At 62.5% G+C, this 16735-nt stretch carries 13 protein-coding genes; 5 read left to right on the forward strand and 8 right to left on the reverse strand.

Annotation, left to right across the window (positions count from 1 at the left end; all coding sequences use genetic code 11):
* Positions 1-62 precede the first annotated feature (62 nt).
* The 6 genes from HX817_RS30035 to HX817_RS30060 form a co-directional block, all read right to left on the reverse strand.
* Positions 63-1145, reverse strand: a complete 1083-nt coding sequence (locus tag HX817_RS30035) for a nucleoside hydrolase (RefSeq protein WP_008436139.1) — start codon at positions 1143-1145, stop codon at positions 63-65.
* A 24-nt stretch (positions 1146-1169) separates the two neighbouring features.
* Entirely contained in the window at positions 1170-2480 is a 1311-nt protein-coding gene (locus HX817_RS30040; RefSeq protein WP_102606104.1) for an MFS transporter, read from the reverse strand.
* Positions 2481-2703: 223 nt separating this feature from the next.
* Entirely contained in the window at positions 2704-3336 is a 633-nt protein-coding gene (locus HX817_RS30045) for an N-carbamoylsarcosine amidohydrolase (protein WP_003215327.1), read from the reverse strand.
* Positions 3337-3476: 140 nt separating this feature from the next.
* Positions 3477-4229: a hypothetical protein gene (locus tag HX817_RS30050; RefSeq protein ID WP_003215329.1), complete on the reverse strand. Its 753-nt coding sequence runs from the start codon at positions 4227-4229 to the stop codon at positions 3477-3479.
* 11 nt (positions 4230-4240) lie between these two features.
* Positions 4241-5050 (reverse strand): alpha/beta fold hydrolase, encoded by an 810-nt coding sequence (locus HX817_RS30055; RefSeq protein WP_177019833.1) that lies wholly within the window; start codon positions 5048-5050, stop codon positions 4241-4243.
* On the reverse strand, positions 5047-6180 hold the full coding sequence (locus tag HX817_RS30060) for an FAD-dependent monooxygenase (RefSeq protein WP_003215332.1): 1134 nt from the start codon (positions 6178-6180) through the stop codon (positions 5047-5049). The genes HX817_RS30055 and HX817_RS30060 overlap by 4 nt, the downstream gene beginning before the upstream one ends.
* 308 nt (positions 6181-6488) lie before the next feature.
* Here HX817_RS30060 and HX817_RS30065 point away from each other — a divergent pair, with 308 nt between their 5' ends.
* From HX817_RS30065 to HX817_RS30080, 4 genes are all read left to right on the forward strand, one after another.
* Entirely contained in the window at positions 6489-7541 is a 1053-nt protein-coding gene (locus HX817_RS30065) for a 2,5-dihydroxypyridine 5,6-dioxygenase (RefSeq protein WP_177042246.1), read from the forward strand.
* Positions 7542-7730: 189 nt separating this feature from the next.
* Positions 7731-8165 (forward strand): MarR family winged helix-turn-helix transcriptional regulator, encoded by a 435-nt coding sequence (locus HX817_RS30070; RefSeq protein WP_003215338.1) that lies wholly within the window; start codon positions 7731-7733, stop codon positions 8163-8165.
* Positions 8166-8421: 256 nt separating this feature from the next.
* The gene (locus HX817_RS30075) at positions 8422-8898 is read left to right on the forward strand and encodes a (2Fe-2S)-binding protein (RefSeq protein WP_087692683.1); all 477 of its coding nucleotides are present in this window, start codon (positions 8422-8424) and stop codon (positions 8896-8898) included.
* 16 nt (positions 8899-8914) lie between these two features.
* Complete coding sequence (locus HX817_RS30080; RefSeq protein WP_177042248.1) at positions 8915-12451, forward strand: molybdopterin cofactor-binding domain-containing protein; 3537 nt, start codon at positions 8915-8917, stop codon at positions 12449-12451.
* A gap of 121 nt (positions 12452-12572) precedes the next feature.
* Here the strand turns inward: HX817_RS30080 and HX817_RS30085 are convergent, their stop codons facing one another.
* Positions 12573-13229: a TetR/AcrR family transcriptional regulator gene (locus HX817_RS30085; RefSeq protein WP_003215344.1), complete on the reverse strand. Its 657-nt coding sequence runs from the start codon at positions 13227-13229 to the stop codon at positions 12573-12575.
* A gap of 153 nt (positions 13230-13382) precedes the next feature.
* On the opposite strand from HX817_RS30085, the gene ggt reads away from it, so the two are divergent.
* Complete coding sequence (gene ggt / locus HX817_RS30090; protein ID WP_003215346.1) at positions 13383-15107, forward strand: gamma-glutamyltransferase; 1725 nt, start codon at positions 13383-13385, stop codon at positions 15105-15107.
* Here the strand turns inward: ggt and HX817_RS30095 are convergent.
* Entirely contained in the window at positions 15104-16621 is a 1518-nt protein-coding gene (locus HX817_RS30095; RefSeq protein ID WP_177042249.1) for an FAD-dependent oxidoreductase, read from the reverse strand. The two genes, ggt and HX817_RS30095, sit on opposite strands and share 4 nt — an antisense overlap.
* Positions 16622-16735: the final 114 nt, after the last annotated feature.

Genomic DNA, 16735 nt, shown 5'->3' on the forward strand with positions numbered 1-16735 from the left:
ATTCCTTGAAGGGCTGGGCAAAGGCGCGCAATTAAACCACAGCCCCTCAAGTTCCGGCGCACTCAGCGGAAGATGTTGACCGGCGTCGGCAGCGTCACCAACCCTACATAACCGTCCCAGAACTGCTTCTGGTCCACCGCGAAGACCACCTTGGCCTTTTGCGTGCCGACCGGCGCGCCTTTCTTGTAGCCCAGTGCCCGGCCGTAGTCGGCGCCGAAGGTGGCGTCCACGTCCACCCACAGCTCGCGGGATTCGGTGACGATCCCCGGGTTCACGAGAAACAGTGCCGGCAGGCTGTCCCAGGTGAAGCTGTGGTAAGCCGGGTCCTTGGCGAACAGTGGCCCGAACTCGTGCTTGTACAGGTCGGCAATCGGGCCTTTGTGTGCGATCACCCGCTCATACACCGACTTGTCGAAGGTGACTTTCTCACAGACATCGTTGGGAAAAATCACGTGTTCGATGGGCGAGCGCAACACGATCTTCGCCGCCTCCGGGTCGAACCACCAGTTGAACTCCGCCGCCGGCGTGGTGTTGCCCGGAATCTCCAGCGCGCCGCCCATGTACACGATGCGCTTGATCAGCGGCACGATGTCCGGGGCCGAGCGAATCGCCAGGGCAATGTTGGTCAGTGGGCCGACCGCCAGGATCGTTACCTCGTGGGGGTTGGCCCGTACGCTGTCGACGATGAACTGGGCGGCGGTTTCCTTGCGCAGCCTGGTGTGGGTCGCCAGGCCGTCCGGTGGCGCGACCAGTTGTGAGGCACTGGTTGGCCGCGGGTTCTTGAACGCACCCGGCCAGCCGGAACCGAACAGGGCTTTTTCCGCCTCATAGGTGGCGTAGTCATGCAGCAGCGGGTAGGCGGCGCCGGAATACACGCCGACTTCCTTCTCCACACCCATGCGTTCCACCGCCTTGAGGGCGTCGACCTGTTCCTGGTCGACCCAGGCGTTGCCGCTGACCAGGGTCATGCCCAGCAGGTCGATGCGTTTTTGCCCGTGCAGCTGGGCGAGCATGATAAAGGCCTGGCCGTCATCGTTGAGCACGTTGAAGTCGGTGTCGAAGATGACCTTTTCTGCGGCCTGCGCCGTACCGGCACACAGGCCCACGGCGACAAGCAGGGCACAGCGCTTGATGAAACCTTGCATGGAGACTCACCCGAAAAATTGTTGTTAACGGTTTACCAGCTTCGCCGGCAAGGCGATCACCAGGAAGCTGCTGAGAATCAGGCAGCCGGCAAAAAACCACAAGGCCCCCGCGCTGCTGCCGGTGACGTCAATCGCCACGCCCATCAGCGAGTTGCTCACCAGGCCCGCGATGTTCGCCAGCGAGCAGGCCAGGGCAAAGCCGGTGGCCGCTGCGGTGCCTTTCAGGAAGGTCGCCGGCAGGCTGAAAAACACCGGCACCGCACCGATGATCGCCGCCGAGGCAATCGCAAACAGCGCCACGGTGGCGACCACGTTATGGGTGAAGAACGTACTGGTAGCCATCGCCGCCGCGCCGATGAAGAACGGCACGATGATGTGCCAGCGGCGTTCGCGGTGTTTGTCGGAGCTGGCGCCGATCAGCAGCATGCCCAAGAGGGCCGCCACGCTGGGCAGGGCCGTGAGGATGCCGATGTGGAAAGTGTCGGTAATCCCGGCGTTGCGGATGAATGTGGGCATCCAGAACCCCATGGCATAGGCACTGAGCAGGATCGAGAAGTCGATACCGCCGAGCATCCACACCTTGAGGTTGAAGAAGCCGTCGCGGAAGCTGTGTTTGCTGGCGGCACCGTCGGCGTCGTCCTTGCGCAGTTCGCTTTCCAGCAGGGTTTTTTCTTCCGGCGACAGCCACTTGGCTTGCTGATAGGTATTGGGCAGCGCCCAGAAGGTCCACACACCGAGCAGCACGCTGGGCACTGCTTCGATCAGGAACAGCCACTGCCAGCCGCGCAGGCCGGCCATGTTGTCGAAGTGGCCCATGATCCAGCCCGACAACGGGCCGCCGATCACGCTGGACAGCGGCAGGCCGATCATGAACAGGGCGATGATCCGCCCCCGGCGATGGGTGGGAAACCAGGTGGTCAGGTAATACAGCACGCCCGGTAGAAACCCGGCTTCGGCCGCACCCAGCAGGAACCGCAGGATGTAGAACTGGGTGGTGGAGGTGACCAGCATGGTGCAGGCCGAAAGCAGGCCCCAGGTGATCATGATGCGGGCGATCCAGATCTTCGCCCCGACCTTTTCCAGGATCAGGTTGCTGGGGACTTCGAAGATGATGTAGCCGACAAAAAACAGCCCGGCACCGAGGCCGAACGCGGTTTCGCTGAAGTGCAGCTGGTCGAGCATCTGCAGTTTGGCGAAGCCGATATTGATGCGGTCCAGGTAGGCCGCGAGGTAGCAGAAACACAGGAACGGAATCAGCTTCCAGGTGATCTTGTGGTAGAGCGTGTGGACCGGATCGGCGACCGTAGTCGCGGGCGCTGCATTCGCAATGGGCATTGGGGTGTCTCCTGGCGGTGACTTATGGTTTTTATACGGCCGCTTTTTCAGCACTTCGGAGTGCTGTGAAAGCGACTTCCAAAGGCAGTGACAGAAGACTGAGGTGGCCCTGTTGGAGGTGATCAAGTGTGGGAGCGGGCTTGCTCCCACATTCGACTGCATTCCAGCGTGGGCGCTCAGTTTTTTCCGGACCACGCTCTTTGTCGTGGTTCCTGTTGACGCGTTACTGCTCCTTGAACTTGCTCATCGCCTCCTGCTTGCTCACCACGTCGCCGTACTTGCTGTCGATATCGAACAAGTTGGCTTCATGGGGCGCCGGGTGGCGGTCGCCGACGCATTCGCGCACGACGATGGTACGAAACCCGTGTTGCACCGCATCCACTGCGGTGGCCCGGATGCAGCCGCTGGTGGAACAGCCGGCGAGCACCACGGTGTCGATGCCCTGGGCGTGCAGCATCGGGGCCAGGCTGCTGCCGAAAAACGCGCTGGCGTATTGTTTGGTGATGACCACTTCATTGGCCAGGGGCAAGACCTCGGTGCAGAACGCGGCGAGGGGGTTGCCCTCGACCATGTCTTTCATCACCGGGGCCTTTTTTACCCAGATACCGCCGTCGGCGAAATGGCCCGGATGGTAACGGATATTGGTGTGCACCACGCTGATTCCGTGACGCCTGGCGCAGGCCAGCAGCTCGACGCTTTCGGCCACGGCGATGCGCACTTCGGGGGCAAACAGTGGCGCGCCTTCGGTGGTATAGCCTTGCATGAAGTCGATCATCAGCAGGGCGGATTTTTTGCCGAAGCCGATTCGGTTACCCCAGACGCCCTGGTAGTTGGCGTCGGCGGATTGTTCGCTCATCTTTCAGTCCTCGGTAATGGACAGTGCACATAACCTTGTGGCGAGGGAGCTTGCTCCCGTTGGGCTGCGTAGCAGGCCTGTTTTTTTTGGGGGCGCTTCGCACCCCAGCGGGAGCAAGCTCCCTCGCCACAAAAGCGTTTTTAGTAGGCGCCGGAGAGCAGGGCGCCGGCGCCGGGGACGATGGGTTCCAGGTCCAGGGCCTTGAGCATGGCGTAGGTGGTGGCGATGGCGGCGGTGAGCACCGGCAGGCCGGTCTGGGCTTCGACCTTCGCGACCACGGGCAGGGACTGCATTTGTACGCAGGCCGACAGTACGATTACGTCGACACCTTCCAGGTTCATCCCGGCAACAATCGCCGGCAGGTTGGCCGGGTCGTGGCGGGCCACTTCGAGGTTGTCGGGGATTTCCAGGGCGCGCCAGTCCACCACTTCAAAGCCTTCTTCGCGGATGTAGTTCACCACCAGTTCGGTCAGCGGTTTCATGTACGGCGCAACAATGGCGATGCGTTTTGCGCCCATGACTTTCAAGCCTTCGATCAGGGCGCCGGCGCTGGTGATCACCGGGGCGTTGGCGTCGTTGTCGGCGGTGGCCTTGCGCAGGCGTTGCTCGGACTTGCGGTGGTAACCCAGCCCCATGGCCATGATCGCTACCAGGCAGGCGTAGCCCAGCACGTCGACCTTGGCGTCGGACAGTTCGATGGCGCAACGGTCGGACTCACCGTCCATGGCCGCCAGTTCTTCCTTGCGCACTTGCTTCATGCGCATGCGGCTGGAGTGAAAGGTGAAACGTTCCGGGCGGATCGCCTGGCGCGCGTTAAGCATCGCCGGGATCTCGGTTTCCATGGTGGTGTTGGAGCTCGGCACAATCTGGCCGATGCGATAAGGCTTGAGCATGATGGTCTCCGTTATGCAGTCAGGGGCTGGCCGAGGAAGTCGCCGAAGGCAGCGAAAAAGCCTTCAAGGTCATCCCAGGGGATCATGTGTCCTGCATTTGGCACATGGGCGACCTGTAGGGTCGGCTGTAACTGTCGGACTTCCGCGACATCTTCGGCCTGAATTACACCGCCGCGTCCGGCAACAATCAGCAGGGCAGGAGCCCCCAGGTGGGGCAGGTCCTGATGGAAATCGACGGTATGGAAGTCGTTGAAGGCGCGAACGATGGCCGGCTCGTAGCAGGTGTGCAGCCATTCGGCGCGCAGTTGCAGTTGTTCGTCGGTCCAGGTGGCGCAGAAGGCGCGCATCGCCTCTGCATCCATGCCGACCTGGGATTGACGAATCGAATCGACGTACCACGGCAGTTTGCTTGGGTATTCGCGGCGACCCGGTCCGGACATCGGCGGGTCGATCAACACCACGCGGTTGACACCTTGTGGATGGCGCACCGCACTGCGTACGGCAAACCGCGCGCCCATGGAATGGCCGACCAGGTGATAGCTGTCGAGCTTCAGGGCGTCGGCAAACGCGCCAATGTCATCGGCGCAGGTGTCGGCGCTGTAGTCCAGCTCCGGGCCGGTGGACGACAGGCCGCGACCGCGCACGTCCAGCACGTAGGTGTCGAAGTGCAAACCCAGGCGTTCGGCGACAAAACCCCAGGTAATCGCCGGGCTGGTGATGCCGGGAATCAGGATCAGTGCCGGGCCCTTGCCGCCGTAACGCAGGTAATGCTGGCGGATACCATTGGCCTGGACGTTGCCGCCATAGAGAAAGCTGCTCACGCCGCCACCCCCGATTTCAGTTGCTGGGCGTAGAGGTCATAGCCGTAGACCCAGTCCGGATCTTCCTGGGTGCGCAGCCAGGTGTTGGCGTTGGACACGGCCTGCACCCGGGACGCGCGTTCCTTGCGGTTGGCTTCATACAGCTCGAACGCGGTGCGGTAGTCGCCGATCCCTGTTTCCTGCAGGCAGCGCGTCAGCATCGCGGCGTCTTCGATGGCCATGCCGGCGCCCTGAGCCATATGGGGTTTCATCGGGTGGCAGGCATCGCCCAGCAATACCAGGCGACCACGGCTCCACAACGGCAGCGGGTTGCGGTTGCGCAACGGCCATTTGGTCACGCTTTCGGTGGATTCGATCAGGGCCTGGACGGTCGGGTGGTAGCCCTTGAAGGCGTCGAACATCTCCTCCCGGCTGCTGTCGACGAAGGCGCCCTGGAAGTCCCATTCCGGGTGCGGCACGCCGGTGACGTAGTAGTACTCGTCGCGCTTGCCGGTGGTGTAGTAGACCATCATGTGCCGGTCCTCGGTCCACCACTTGATGCAGTCTTCGAACTTCAGGTCGTACTTGGCCAACTGGTCGCCACGGATCAGCGCACGGTGCGCGACCCAGCCGCTGTACAGCGGTTTTTCGGCACCCAGCAGCTCTTCACGAATGCGCGAGTTGATGCCGTCGGCACCGATCACGATGTCGGCGTAGGTTACCTCGCCGTCGGCGAAAGTCAGGCGCACCTGGGTATCGGTTTCTTCAAGGGTTTCCAGGCGCTTGTTGAAGTGCAGGGTGCCGGGCTTGAGGGTGGACATCTGCAGCGCATGCAGATCGCCGCGGTGCACGGTGATGTAGGACGCGCCGTAGCCAGTCAGGGGAATGCGTGACAGGTAGTCGCCGGTTTCACCATCGCGGCTGAACCAGTGCTCGGGGTGCGAACCCATCAGATCCAGCTGTTTTTCGATGCCCATGCGGCGGAAGATTTTCATGATGTTGGGGCCCATGTGGATCCCGGCACCCAGGCGGGAAAACTCCGGCGCCTGCTCGTAGATGTCCACGTCGAACCCTGCCTGTTGCAGCAGGGTGGCAGCGGCGGCACCGCCAAGGCCGGCGCCGACGATTGCGATTTTTTGTGTGCTTCCCATGGGGCGTGGTCCTCTTTTTCGAATAATGGCCGGCGGCGTCTGTCCGCAAGGCTTTTAAAGTGTATACGCTCATTTTTTCAAATGAAAAGCCCACGCCTGAAAAATTGTTTTTTTGGCCATATCGATCCCTTGTAACCGGTTATCTCCATATATAACTGGGCTTGTGTGGATTCGTAACGTTTTGGCGTGGTGCTTGCAGTCCAGGATGAAATCAGTTCTTATCGTGATTAATTGGCGTATACGCTATAAAAACGCACTAGAGTGAAGCGCCCTGCAAGATCTTGGTGCAGCAGCTGAGGAGACAGGAAATGCCGGTAAGTGATTGCGAACTGACCCAGATGTTTGAGCATGTGTTGAAGCTCTCGAAGGTCGACCCGACCCAGAGCGTCGCCGTGCTCAAGAGCCATTACTCCGACCCGCGCACCGTGCGCGCCGCGATGGACGCGGCGCAGCGCCTGGGGGCCAAGGTGTATGCGGTGGAGTTGCCGTCGTTCAACCATCCCCGGGCGATGGGCAATGACATGACCGCCTACTGTGGCGACACTGCCCTGACCGGCAATATCGCGGCGCAGCGGGCGCTGGAAGCGGCAGACCTGATCGTCGACACCATGATGCTGTTGCACTCGCCGGAGCAGGAACAGATCCTCAAGACCGGCACGCGCATCCTGCTGGCGGTTGAACCCCCGGAAGTGCTGGCGCGCATGCTGCCGACCGAAGAGGACAAAGTGCGCGTGCTGGCCGCTGAAGAACTGCTGAAAAAAGCTCGCTCGATCCACGTCAAATCCCGCGCCGGCAGTGATTTCCGGGCGGCGCTGGGGCAATACCCGTCCGTCACCGAATACGGCTTTGCCGACGAACCGGGACGCTGGGACCACTGGCCGAGCGGCTTCCTGTTCTCCTGGCCCAATGAGGAAACTGCAGAGGGCGTGCTGGTGCTGGATATCGGCGACATCCTGCTGCCGTTCAAGACCTACACCCGGGAGAAAATCACCCTGGAGATCGAGAAGGGCTTCATCACCAGAATCCACGGTGGTTTCGAGGCCGAATACCTGCGCGACTACATGAAATACTTCAACGACCCCGAGGTATATGGCATCTCCCACATCGGCTGGGGCCTGCAGCCACGGGCGCAATGGACGGCCATGGGCCTGCACGACAAGAACGACGGCATGTGCATGGACGCCCGCGCGTTCTACGGCAACTTCCTGTTCTCCACCGGCCCGAACACCGAAGTCGGCGGCACCCGCAAGACCCCGTGCCACATGGACATCCCGCTGCGCAATTGCGACGTCTACCTCGATGATGAGGCCGTAGTCATCGCCGGCGACGTCGTAGCCCCTCAAGCCTCCCTGGCCCACTAAAAATCCAATGTGGGAGCGGGCTTGCTCGCGAATGCGGTACGTCAGTCACACATGCGCCACCTGACACACCGCATTCGCGAGCAAGCCCGCTCCCACATTTCAACCGCGTTCCGGCAATGAGATCCTTGAGTCATTTCCACAACCCCGCCATCATGCCACCCCATCGACCACCGCCTTCCCGAGCCCGCCGTGCCTGATTCCTACGTTTTCTCCGAGCAAGTCGGCCACCTGCTGCGCAAGGCCTACCAGCGTCACCTGGCAATCTTCCAGCAGAACGTCGGCGACTCCCAGCTCACCGCCGTGCAGTTCGTCACCCTGTGCGCCCTGCGCGATCACGGTGCAAGTTCGCTCACCGAACTGGTCAAGGCCACCGCCGTCGACCAGGCGACCATCCGTGGCATCGTCGAACGCCTCAAGGCCCGCGAACTGATCACCCTCGAACCCGACCCGCAGGACAAACGCAAAGTCGTGGTCAACCTATCCGACTCCGGCGCCGCCCTTGTGCAGCAAACCGTGCCCTGCGCCGCCACCATCACCGAACTGACCCTGAGCAACCTCAACCCCGCCGAACGCGTCGCCGTACTCTTCCTGCTACGCAAAATGATCGAAGACCCCCAAACCTGACCCCGATCCCCTGTGGTGAGGAAGCTTGCTCCCGCCGGACTGCGCGGCAGGCCCATCTTTTGGGGTCGCTTCGCAACCCAGCGGGAGCAAGCTCCCTCGCCACAGCTATTCATCCATCTTCTGGCACCGTTTTTGCTCTACGTTGATGTAGTAACCACTTCACCCGTCAAGTGTGTCGCGAGACCCCAGGTACGCGACGCTTTTTTTTGACTGTTTGATGTAGTGGACACTTCACCAAATCCAACGGGCGAAGCGAATGACCAGCCAGAACATCACGGTAACGCTTGAGGTCAACGGCCACACCAGCGAAGTCAGCGCAATGGCCGACACCCCGCTGTTGTTGATCCTGCGCAATGACCTGCAACTCAACGGCCCCAAATACGGCTGCGGCCTGGGGGAGTGCGGCGCCTGCACGGTGATCATCGACGGCGTGGCTGCACGCTCCTGCGTCTTCCCCCTGTCGGGTGCCGTGGGCCGCAACATCGTCACCCTCGAAGGCCTCGGCACCCGCCAGACCCCGCACCCGGTGCAGCAGGCCTTCATCGATGAACAGGCCGCCCAGTGCGGCTACTGCCTCAACGGCATGATCATGACCGCCAAGGCCTTGCTCGACCGCAATCCCAACCCCAGCGAAGCCGAGGTGCGCAGCGAACTGTCTGGCAACCTCTGCCGCTGTGGCACCCATATCGAAATCCTCCGCGCGGTGCTGCGTGCCGCCCGCCAAATGCCTTGAACGTGGATCGATGACCATGACTGATGCAATCCCTTCCCGTGACCAATGGCTGGCCAAGGCCGGCGTCCTGCTGATCGTCGACGATGTGCTGCCACCTTCGGGGCCGGTGGCCAAGGGCGGCACACCGACGGTCAAGCCCAAGGAACTGGGGCTGTTTATCGCAGTGAACGATGACGGGCTGGTGTACGCCTTCAACGGCCACGTGGACCTGGGCACCGGCATTCGCACCTCCCTGGCGCAGATCGTCGCTGAAGAACTGGACCTGACCATGGACCAGGTGCGCATGGTGCTGGGCGACACCGAGCGTGCGCCGAACCAGGGCGCGACCATTGCCAGCGCAACCTTGCAGATCTCCGCGATTCCGCTGCGCAATGCCGCCGCCGAAGCCCGGCGTTTCCTGCTGGCGCGGGCGGCGCAACGCTGGTCCGTAAATGCTCAAAGTCTCAAGGTCGACGCAGGCGTTATCCGCGGCGAAGACGGGCGCACCATCACTTATGGCGAACTGGTGACGGGCGAGCATGACCAACTGCGCATCAGCGGCGATGCACCGCTCAAGGCCACCGCCGATTACCGCCTGGTGGGCAAGGGCGCAGCCCGGGTGGATATCCCGGGCAAGGCCACCGGCGAACTGACGTACGTGCACGACATGCGCGTGCCGGACATGCTCCACGGTCGGGTGATCCGCCCACCGTATGCGGGCCTGGATTGCGGTGACTTTGTCGGCAACAGCCTGCTGAAGGTCGACGAGTCTTCCATCGCCCATATCCCGGGCATTGTTGCGGTGGTGGTGATCCGTGATTTTGTCGGCGTGGTGGCCTTGCGCGAAGAGCAGGCAATCAAGGCCGCCCAGGAACTGCAGGTGCACTGGAAACCCTGGAACCACCCACTGCCGGACATGAGCGATGTGGAGCAGGCAATCCGCGACAACCCGCGGGTACGCCGCACCGTGCTCGACCAGGGCAACGTCGACGCAGCCCTGGCCGCCGCCAGCCAGCGCATGCCGCGCACCTACCTATGGCCATACCAGATGCACGGCTCCATCGGCCCGTCCTGTGGCGTGGCGGATTATCAGCCCGGTGGCAGCCGGGTCTGGTCGGGCAGCCAGAACCCGCACCTGCTGCGGGCCGACCTGGCCTGGTTGCTGGAATGCCCGGAAGCGTCCATCGACGTGATTCGCATGGAGGCCGCCGGCTGCTACGGCCGTAACTGCGCCGATGATGTATGCGCCGACGCCTTGCTGCTGTCGCGTGCGGTGGGCAAGCCGGTGCGGGTGCAACTGACCCGCGAACAGGAGCACCTGTGGGAGCCCAAGGGCACCGCGCAATTGATGGATGTCGACGGCGGCCTGAACGCCGACGGCAGCATCGCCGCCTATGACTTTGAAACCAGCTACCCGTCCAACGGCGCGCCCACCCTGGCGCTGCTGTTGACCGGCCGGGTCGAGCCGGTGGCGGCGATGTTCGAGATGGGCGACCGCACCTCGATCCCGCCCTACGACATCGCGAACATGCGCGTCACCATCAACGACATGGCGCCGATCGTTCGCGCCTCGTGGATGCGCGGTGTGTCGGCGTTGCCCAACACCTTCGCCCATGAATCCTATATCGACGAACTGGCGTTTGCCGCCGGGGTCGACCCGGTGGAGTACCGCCTGCGTTACCTGAAGGACGAGCGCGCCATCGACCTGGTGAAATCCACCGCCGAACGCGCCAACTGGGCACCGCGTACCGCGCCGATGCAAACCGCGAATGAGGACCACCTGCTGCGTGGTCGGGGCTTTGCCTACGCGCGTTACATCCACAGCAAGTTTCCCGGCTTCGGCGCGGCGTGGGCGGCCTGGGTCGCGGACGTGGCCATCGACAAGCAGACCGGCGATGTCTCGGTGACGCGGGTGGTGATCGGGCATGACTCGGGGATGATGATCAACCCCGCAGGGGTGCAGCATCAGATCCACGGCAATGTGATCCAGTCCACCAGCCGTGTGCTCAAGGAACGCGTGACCTTTGAAGAGTCGACCGTGGCGAGCAAGGAGTGGGGCGGTTATCCGATCCTGACCTTCCCGGAAGTGCCGCAGATCGACGTACTGATGATGCCGCGCCAGGACCAGCCCCCGATGGGCGCCGGTGAGTCGGCCTCGGTGCCCAGCGCGGCGGCGATTGCCAATGCGATCTATGACGCCACCGGCATCCGTTTTCGCGAGCTGCCGATTACCCCCGAGCGGGTATTGGCGGCGCTGAATGCAGGCACCCTGGGCGAGCCGGCGAAGTCCCCGGAAAAGCGCCGCAAATGGTTGTTCGGCTCATTGTTCGCCGCCTTTGGCGCGGTGCTGGGCATGGCTGCTACCGCGTGGCCGTTTCACAGCGAAATTGCCCCGATTGCACCGCCCAGTGCAGGCACCTGGTCCAAGGCCACCCTGGAGCGCGGGCGCTTGCTGGCCGCCGTGGGGGATTGCGCGGTGTGCCACACGGCACCGGGCGGTGCCACCAATGCCGGCGGGCTGGCGATGCATACGCCGTTCGGCACCCTTTACAGCAGCAACATCACCCCGGATGAGAAAACCGGGATTGGCAACTGGTCCTACCCGGCGTTCGAGCGGGCGATGCGCGACGGCATTGGCCGCGACGGGCGCAACCTGTACCCGGCGTTTCCCTATACGGCGTTTCGCAATATCAACGATGCCGACATGCAGGCACTGTATGCCTACCTGATGTCCCAGGCGCCGGTGAGCCAGGCACCGGTGCCGAATGCGATGAAGTTTCCGTTCAATATCCGGCCGTTGATGGCCGGCTGGAATGCGCTGTTCCTGCGCCGTGGGGAAATCAGCGTGCAGCCCCAGCGCAGCGAGCAATGGAATCGTGGCGCTTACCTGGTCAACGGTTTGGGGCACTGCGCGGCGTGCCATTCGCCGCGCAACCTGATGGGGGCGGAGAAGGGCGGCAAGGCGTTCCTCGCGGGCGGCAGGGTGGACGGTTGGGAAGCGCCGGCCTTGAATGGCTTGTCCAAGGCGCCGACGCCGTGGACCGAAGACCAATTGTTCAGCTACCTGAGCACTGGTTATTCCGATGCCCATGGCGTGGCAACGGGGCCGATGGGACCGGTCGTGACTGAACTGGCGAAACTGCCCAAGACCGACATCCGCGCGATGGCGGTATACCTGGCTTCGCTGAACGGCAGCGGCGCCGCCGAAGCGCAGGTGGTGGCAGCTGCGACGGTGCCCAATGCCAATGGGCGACGGGTATTCGAAGGTTCATGCAAGGCCTGCCATGCCGACGGACAGGGCCCGAAGCTGTTCGGCGTCAGCCCATCACTGGCGACCAATACCAATGTGCACAGCGATCAACCGGACAACCTGATCAAGGTGATTTTGCAAGGGATCAGCACTCCGGCGACCAAGGATCTGGGTTACATGCCGGCGTTCAAGGACAGTTTGTCGAACACCCAAGTGGCGGAGTTGGCCGCCTACCTGCGCGGGCGCTTCGCACCCCATGCACCGCAGTGGGAAGGCCTGGAGCAAACCGTGGCACACCTGCGAGCCAATCCCGGTACCCATTGATTCACACGGTCAAAAAATGTGGGAGCGGGCTTGCTCGCGAAAGCGGTTCGTCAGTCGCCAAATATATTGACTGATACACCGCATTCGCGAGCAAGCCCGCTCCCACATTTAGATCCAGGTTCTACCGTTGGATGGGCGGTGTCACGCATACCCCGCGCAACACCAGATCACTGATAAACCCCAGCCAATCCCGCTGCTGGGTCTTATCCGCCAAATCCTCCCCCAAAAACGAACTCAGCGTGTGCTGGTTGGAGTTATAGAAGTAGCACAACGAAGCAATCATCAAGTACACATGCTTGATGTCCACATCTTCACGAAACAGCCCCTGGGCCTGGCCCGCCTCAATGATCGGCCGCAACACCCCAACCGCCTCCCCGGACAACCGCCGCAGTTCACCCGACTGCTTCGCATGCTTGCCCTGGTGCAGGTTCTCGATGCTCAGGATCGCCACAAACTCGGGATGCTTGACGTAGTAATTCCAGATAAACCCCACCAGCGCCTGCAACGCTTGCACCGGTGCAGTCAGGTCGAGCTTGAGCTTGCTTTCGGCCTTGTTGAACTGTTCATAGGTGTGCTCCAGCACACACACAAACAGGTGCTCCTTGCTGCCGAAGTAGTAATACAACATGCGGTCGTTGGAGTCGGCTTCCCGCGAGATGCTTTCCACACGCCCGCCGGAATAGCCGTCGCGGGTGAAGACCTTGACCGCCGCCTGGAGAATCCGCGCGCGGGTCTGGTCGGCTTGCTGGGCGCGGATACCGGTCTTCTTGATCACCATCGAAAAGCCTCTGCTGCGCGGCGTAAAGGCCCGGAATATAGCATGGGCATTATTCCGTTACCGACAGGCTCTGTCACAAACGCGGCATAACGCTGGGGCTTGGATCGGAAACGTATTACTTTCCAGTTCTTCTAATAAACAGAGTAGCCAGGGATGAAATACCAACCGTTTACCCGAACTTTGATTGCCACCGCGCTGGTGCTGACTGTCAGCGGCGTGCAGGCGGCCTCCCAGGCCCCGGTGGCTGGCGAAAATGGCATGGTGGTCACCGCCCAGCATCTGGCGACCCATGTGGGCGTGGATGTGCTCAAGGCCGGTGGCAATGCCGTGGATGCGGCGGTGGCGGTGGGCTACGCCCTGGCCGTGGTGTACCCGGCAGCCGGCAACCTCGGCGGCGGTGGGTTCATGACCGTGCAACTGGCCGACGGCCGCAAGACCTTCCTCGATTTCCGCGAAAAAGCTCCGCTGGCCGCGACCGCCGACATGTACCTGGACAAGGACGGCAACGTGGTCCCGGACCTCAGCTCCAAGGGCCACCTGGCGGTCGGCGTTCCCGGCACTGTGTCGGGCATGGAACTGGCGCTGAGCAAATACGGCACCCTCAAGCGCGCCCAGGTCATCGCCCCGGCGATCAAGCTGGCCGAAGACGGTTTTGCCCTGGAGCAGGGCGATGTCGACCTGCTGCACACCGCTACTGACGAATTCAAGAAAGACAAAGACCTGCGCGGCATCTTCCTGCACGGAGGCGAGCCGATGCTGGTGGGCCAGAAGCTGGTGCAGAAAGACCTGGCGAAAACCCTGCGGGAAATCTCCGCCAAGGGCACCGATGGTTTCTACAAAGGCTGGGTAGCCAAGGCGATTGTGGATTCCAGCCAATCGGGCAAAGGCATCATCACCCAGGCCGACCTGGACAAATACAAGACCCGCGAACTGGCGCCCATCGAGTGTGACTACCGTGGCTACCATGTGGTGTCCGCACCACCACCGAGCTCGGGCGGGGTGGTCATTTGCGAAATCATGAACATCCTCGAAGGCTACCCGATGGCCGACCTCGGCTATCACTCGGCCCAGGGCCTGCACTACCAGATCGAAGCCATGCGCCACGCGTACGTCGACCGCAACAGCTACCTCGGCGACCCGGACTTCGTGCAGAACCCGGTCGAGCACCTGCTGGACAAGGATTACGCCGCCAAACTGCGCGCTGCCATCGACCCGCAGAAAGCCGGGATCTCCCAGGACATCAAGCCGGGCGTTTCGCCCCACGAAGGCAATAACACCACCCACTACTCCATCGTCGACAAGTGGGGCAACGCGGTCTCGGTGACCTACACCCTCAACGACTGGTTCGGCGCGGGCGTGATGGCGAGCAAGACCGGGGTGATCCTCAACGACGAAATGGACGACTTCACCTCCAAGATCGGCGTGCCGAACATGTACGGCCTGGTGCAGGGCGAAGCCAACGCCATTGCTCCGGGCAAGACGCCGCTGTCGTCCATGAGCCCGACCATCGTCACCAAGGATGGCAAGGCGGTGATGGTGGTGGGTACACCGGGTGGCAGCCGTATCATCACGGCCACCTTGCTGACCATCCTCAACGTGATCGACTACAAGATGAACATCCAGGAAGCCGTGGACGCCCCGCGTTTCCACCAGCAATGGCTGCCTGAGGCGACCAATATCGAACGCTTTGCCCTGAGCCCCGACACCCAGAAAATCCTCGAAGGCTGGGGCCACAAGTTTGCCGGCCCGCAGGACGCCAACCACCTGGCGGCGATCCTGGTAGGCGCGCCGTCCCTGGACGGCAAGCCGGTCGGCAATAACCGTTTCTATGGGGCCAACGACCCTCGGCGCAATACCGGGTTGTCGCTGGGCTACTAAAGCCCGCGGATCAGCTCCAGCACCTCGGCCTTCTTCAGCGGGTGCTTCAGGCGTTGCGAGAGCAGCGCCATGGCCCGCTGATGTTCACAGGCAACTACCGCTTCCACTTCGTCGCCCTGGCAGAGCAGGGCGATGAAGTCGTGGCGCTGCAGGTCGCCTTCCACGTGGAGCTGATTCCAGTGGCGGGGGTGGCCCAGCAGTTCAAAGGTCTTGCCGAAGTGATACGTCCAGAAGAACGGCACATCGGCAAACACCTGTTGTGCGCCCAGCATATTGCGCGCCGCCAGCACCCCGAGTTGCTGCGCCACACGCCAGTGTTCGATGCGCACGGGTTGGCCGTTCCATGGAAAGGTCACCATATCGCCCGCCGCCCATAGTCCGGGCGCGACAGACAAACCGGCATCGGCTTTCAGCGACTGGTCCTCGGCTTTTTCCAGCCCCTCGACAAACCCCGTGGCAGGCGTGACGCCGACGCCTATTAGTACCAGGTCTGCGGCCAATCTGTGGCCGTTTTTCAGCACCACCGTCGTCACGTCCATGTGGCCTTCCAGGCGTGCAGGCTCGCTGGAGGTGTGGAATATCACGCCGTTGGCTTCATGCAATTGGCGCAGTGAGGCACCGATGCGCTTGCCCAGTTGGGCCGCCAGCGGAATCTCGTGACGGCCCACCACCTGCACCGTCAACCCGCGCTTGCGTAAGGCGGACGCGGCTTCCAGGCCGATAAAACTGTCGCCGATGATCACTGCACATGTGCCCGGTTGAGCCGCCTTGACGATACGCGCCGCATCGTCCCGGGAGCGCAACACGAACACGTTGTTGAGTACGGTGCCTGGAACATCCAGCGGCCTGGCTTCGCCGCCGGTGGCCAGCAGTGCGGCGTCGTAGTCGAAGTGGCGACCGTCCGCAAGCTCGAGGCGCTTGGCTTGAGGGTCGAGGTGGCGCACTTCGCCGTGGATCCGCGACGCGTGGCAGGTGGCCTCGTCCAGCAAGGGCGGTGTTTCCTGCGGCGGCATCTCGCCGCAGATGACGAATTTGCTCAGGGCGGTGCGGTCGTAGGCGGGGTCCTGTTCCTGGTCGATCCACAACAACCGGCCGCTGAAACCCTTGCGGCGCAGCGTGGCCACGGCCGCCGAACCGGCTGCACCGGCGCCAATCACGATAAAGCAGCGCGAATCGTTGGTGTGCGGGGCAACGGGCGAGGGCAGTGCCTCGTCGCCCACACTGACCACGCCGTCGTGAATCTCCACCGGGTACTGCTTGAGCTGCACCAGCGCGGGCGGCTCGCAGACCTGGCCGTCATCCACCCGGAAGGCCGCCTTGTGCCACGGGCAAATGATCCTCCCGTCACAGACCACGCCTTGCTCCAGGGGCGCCCCGGCGTGGGGGCAATCCGCCTGATAGGCACGAACCTCGCTACCCGAACGCACCAGCAGGATGTGATGGGCGGCGGTTTCAACACGAACGCCACGGTCTTCGGGCAAGTTGATCAAGCGGGCAACGATGCGCATGTTCATAGGCCAATCTCCTTTTAAGGATTGACCTGTGCCCCGGGTAGAGGACTGCGTTGACCCGATAACCGGTCTTCAGCCCTGCGCGCCAGAGCGTTGAAAGTGGGCCATGCCTAACGA

The sequence above is a fragment of the Pseudomonas sp. C6002 genome (assembly GCF_013385805.1).
In the GTDB taxonomy this organism is placed as follows: domain Bacteria; phylum Pseudomonadota; class Gammaproteobacteria; order Pseudomonadales; family Pseudomonadaceae; genus Aquipseudomonas.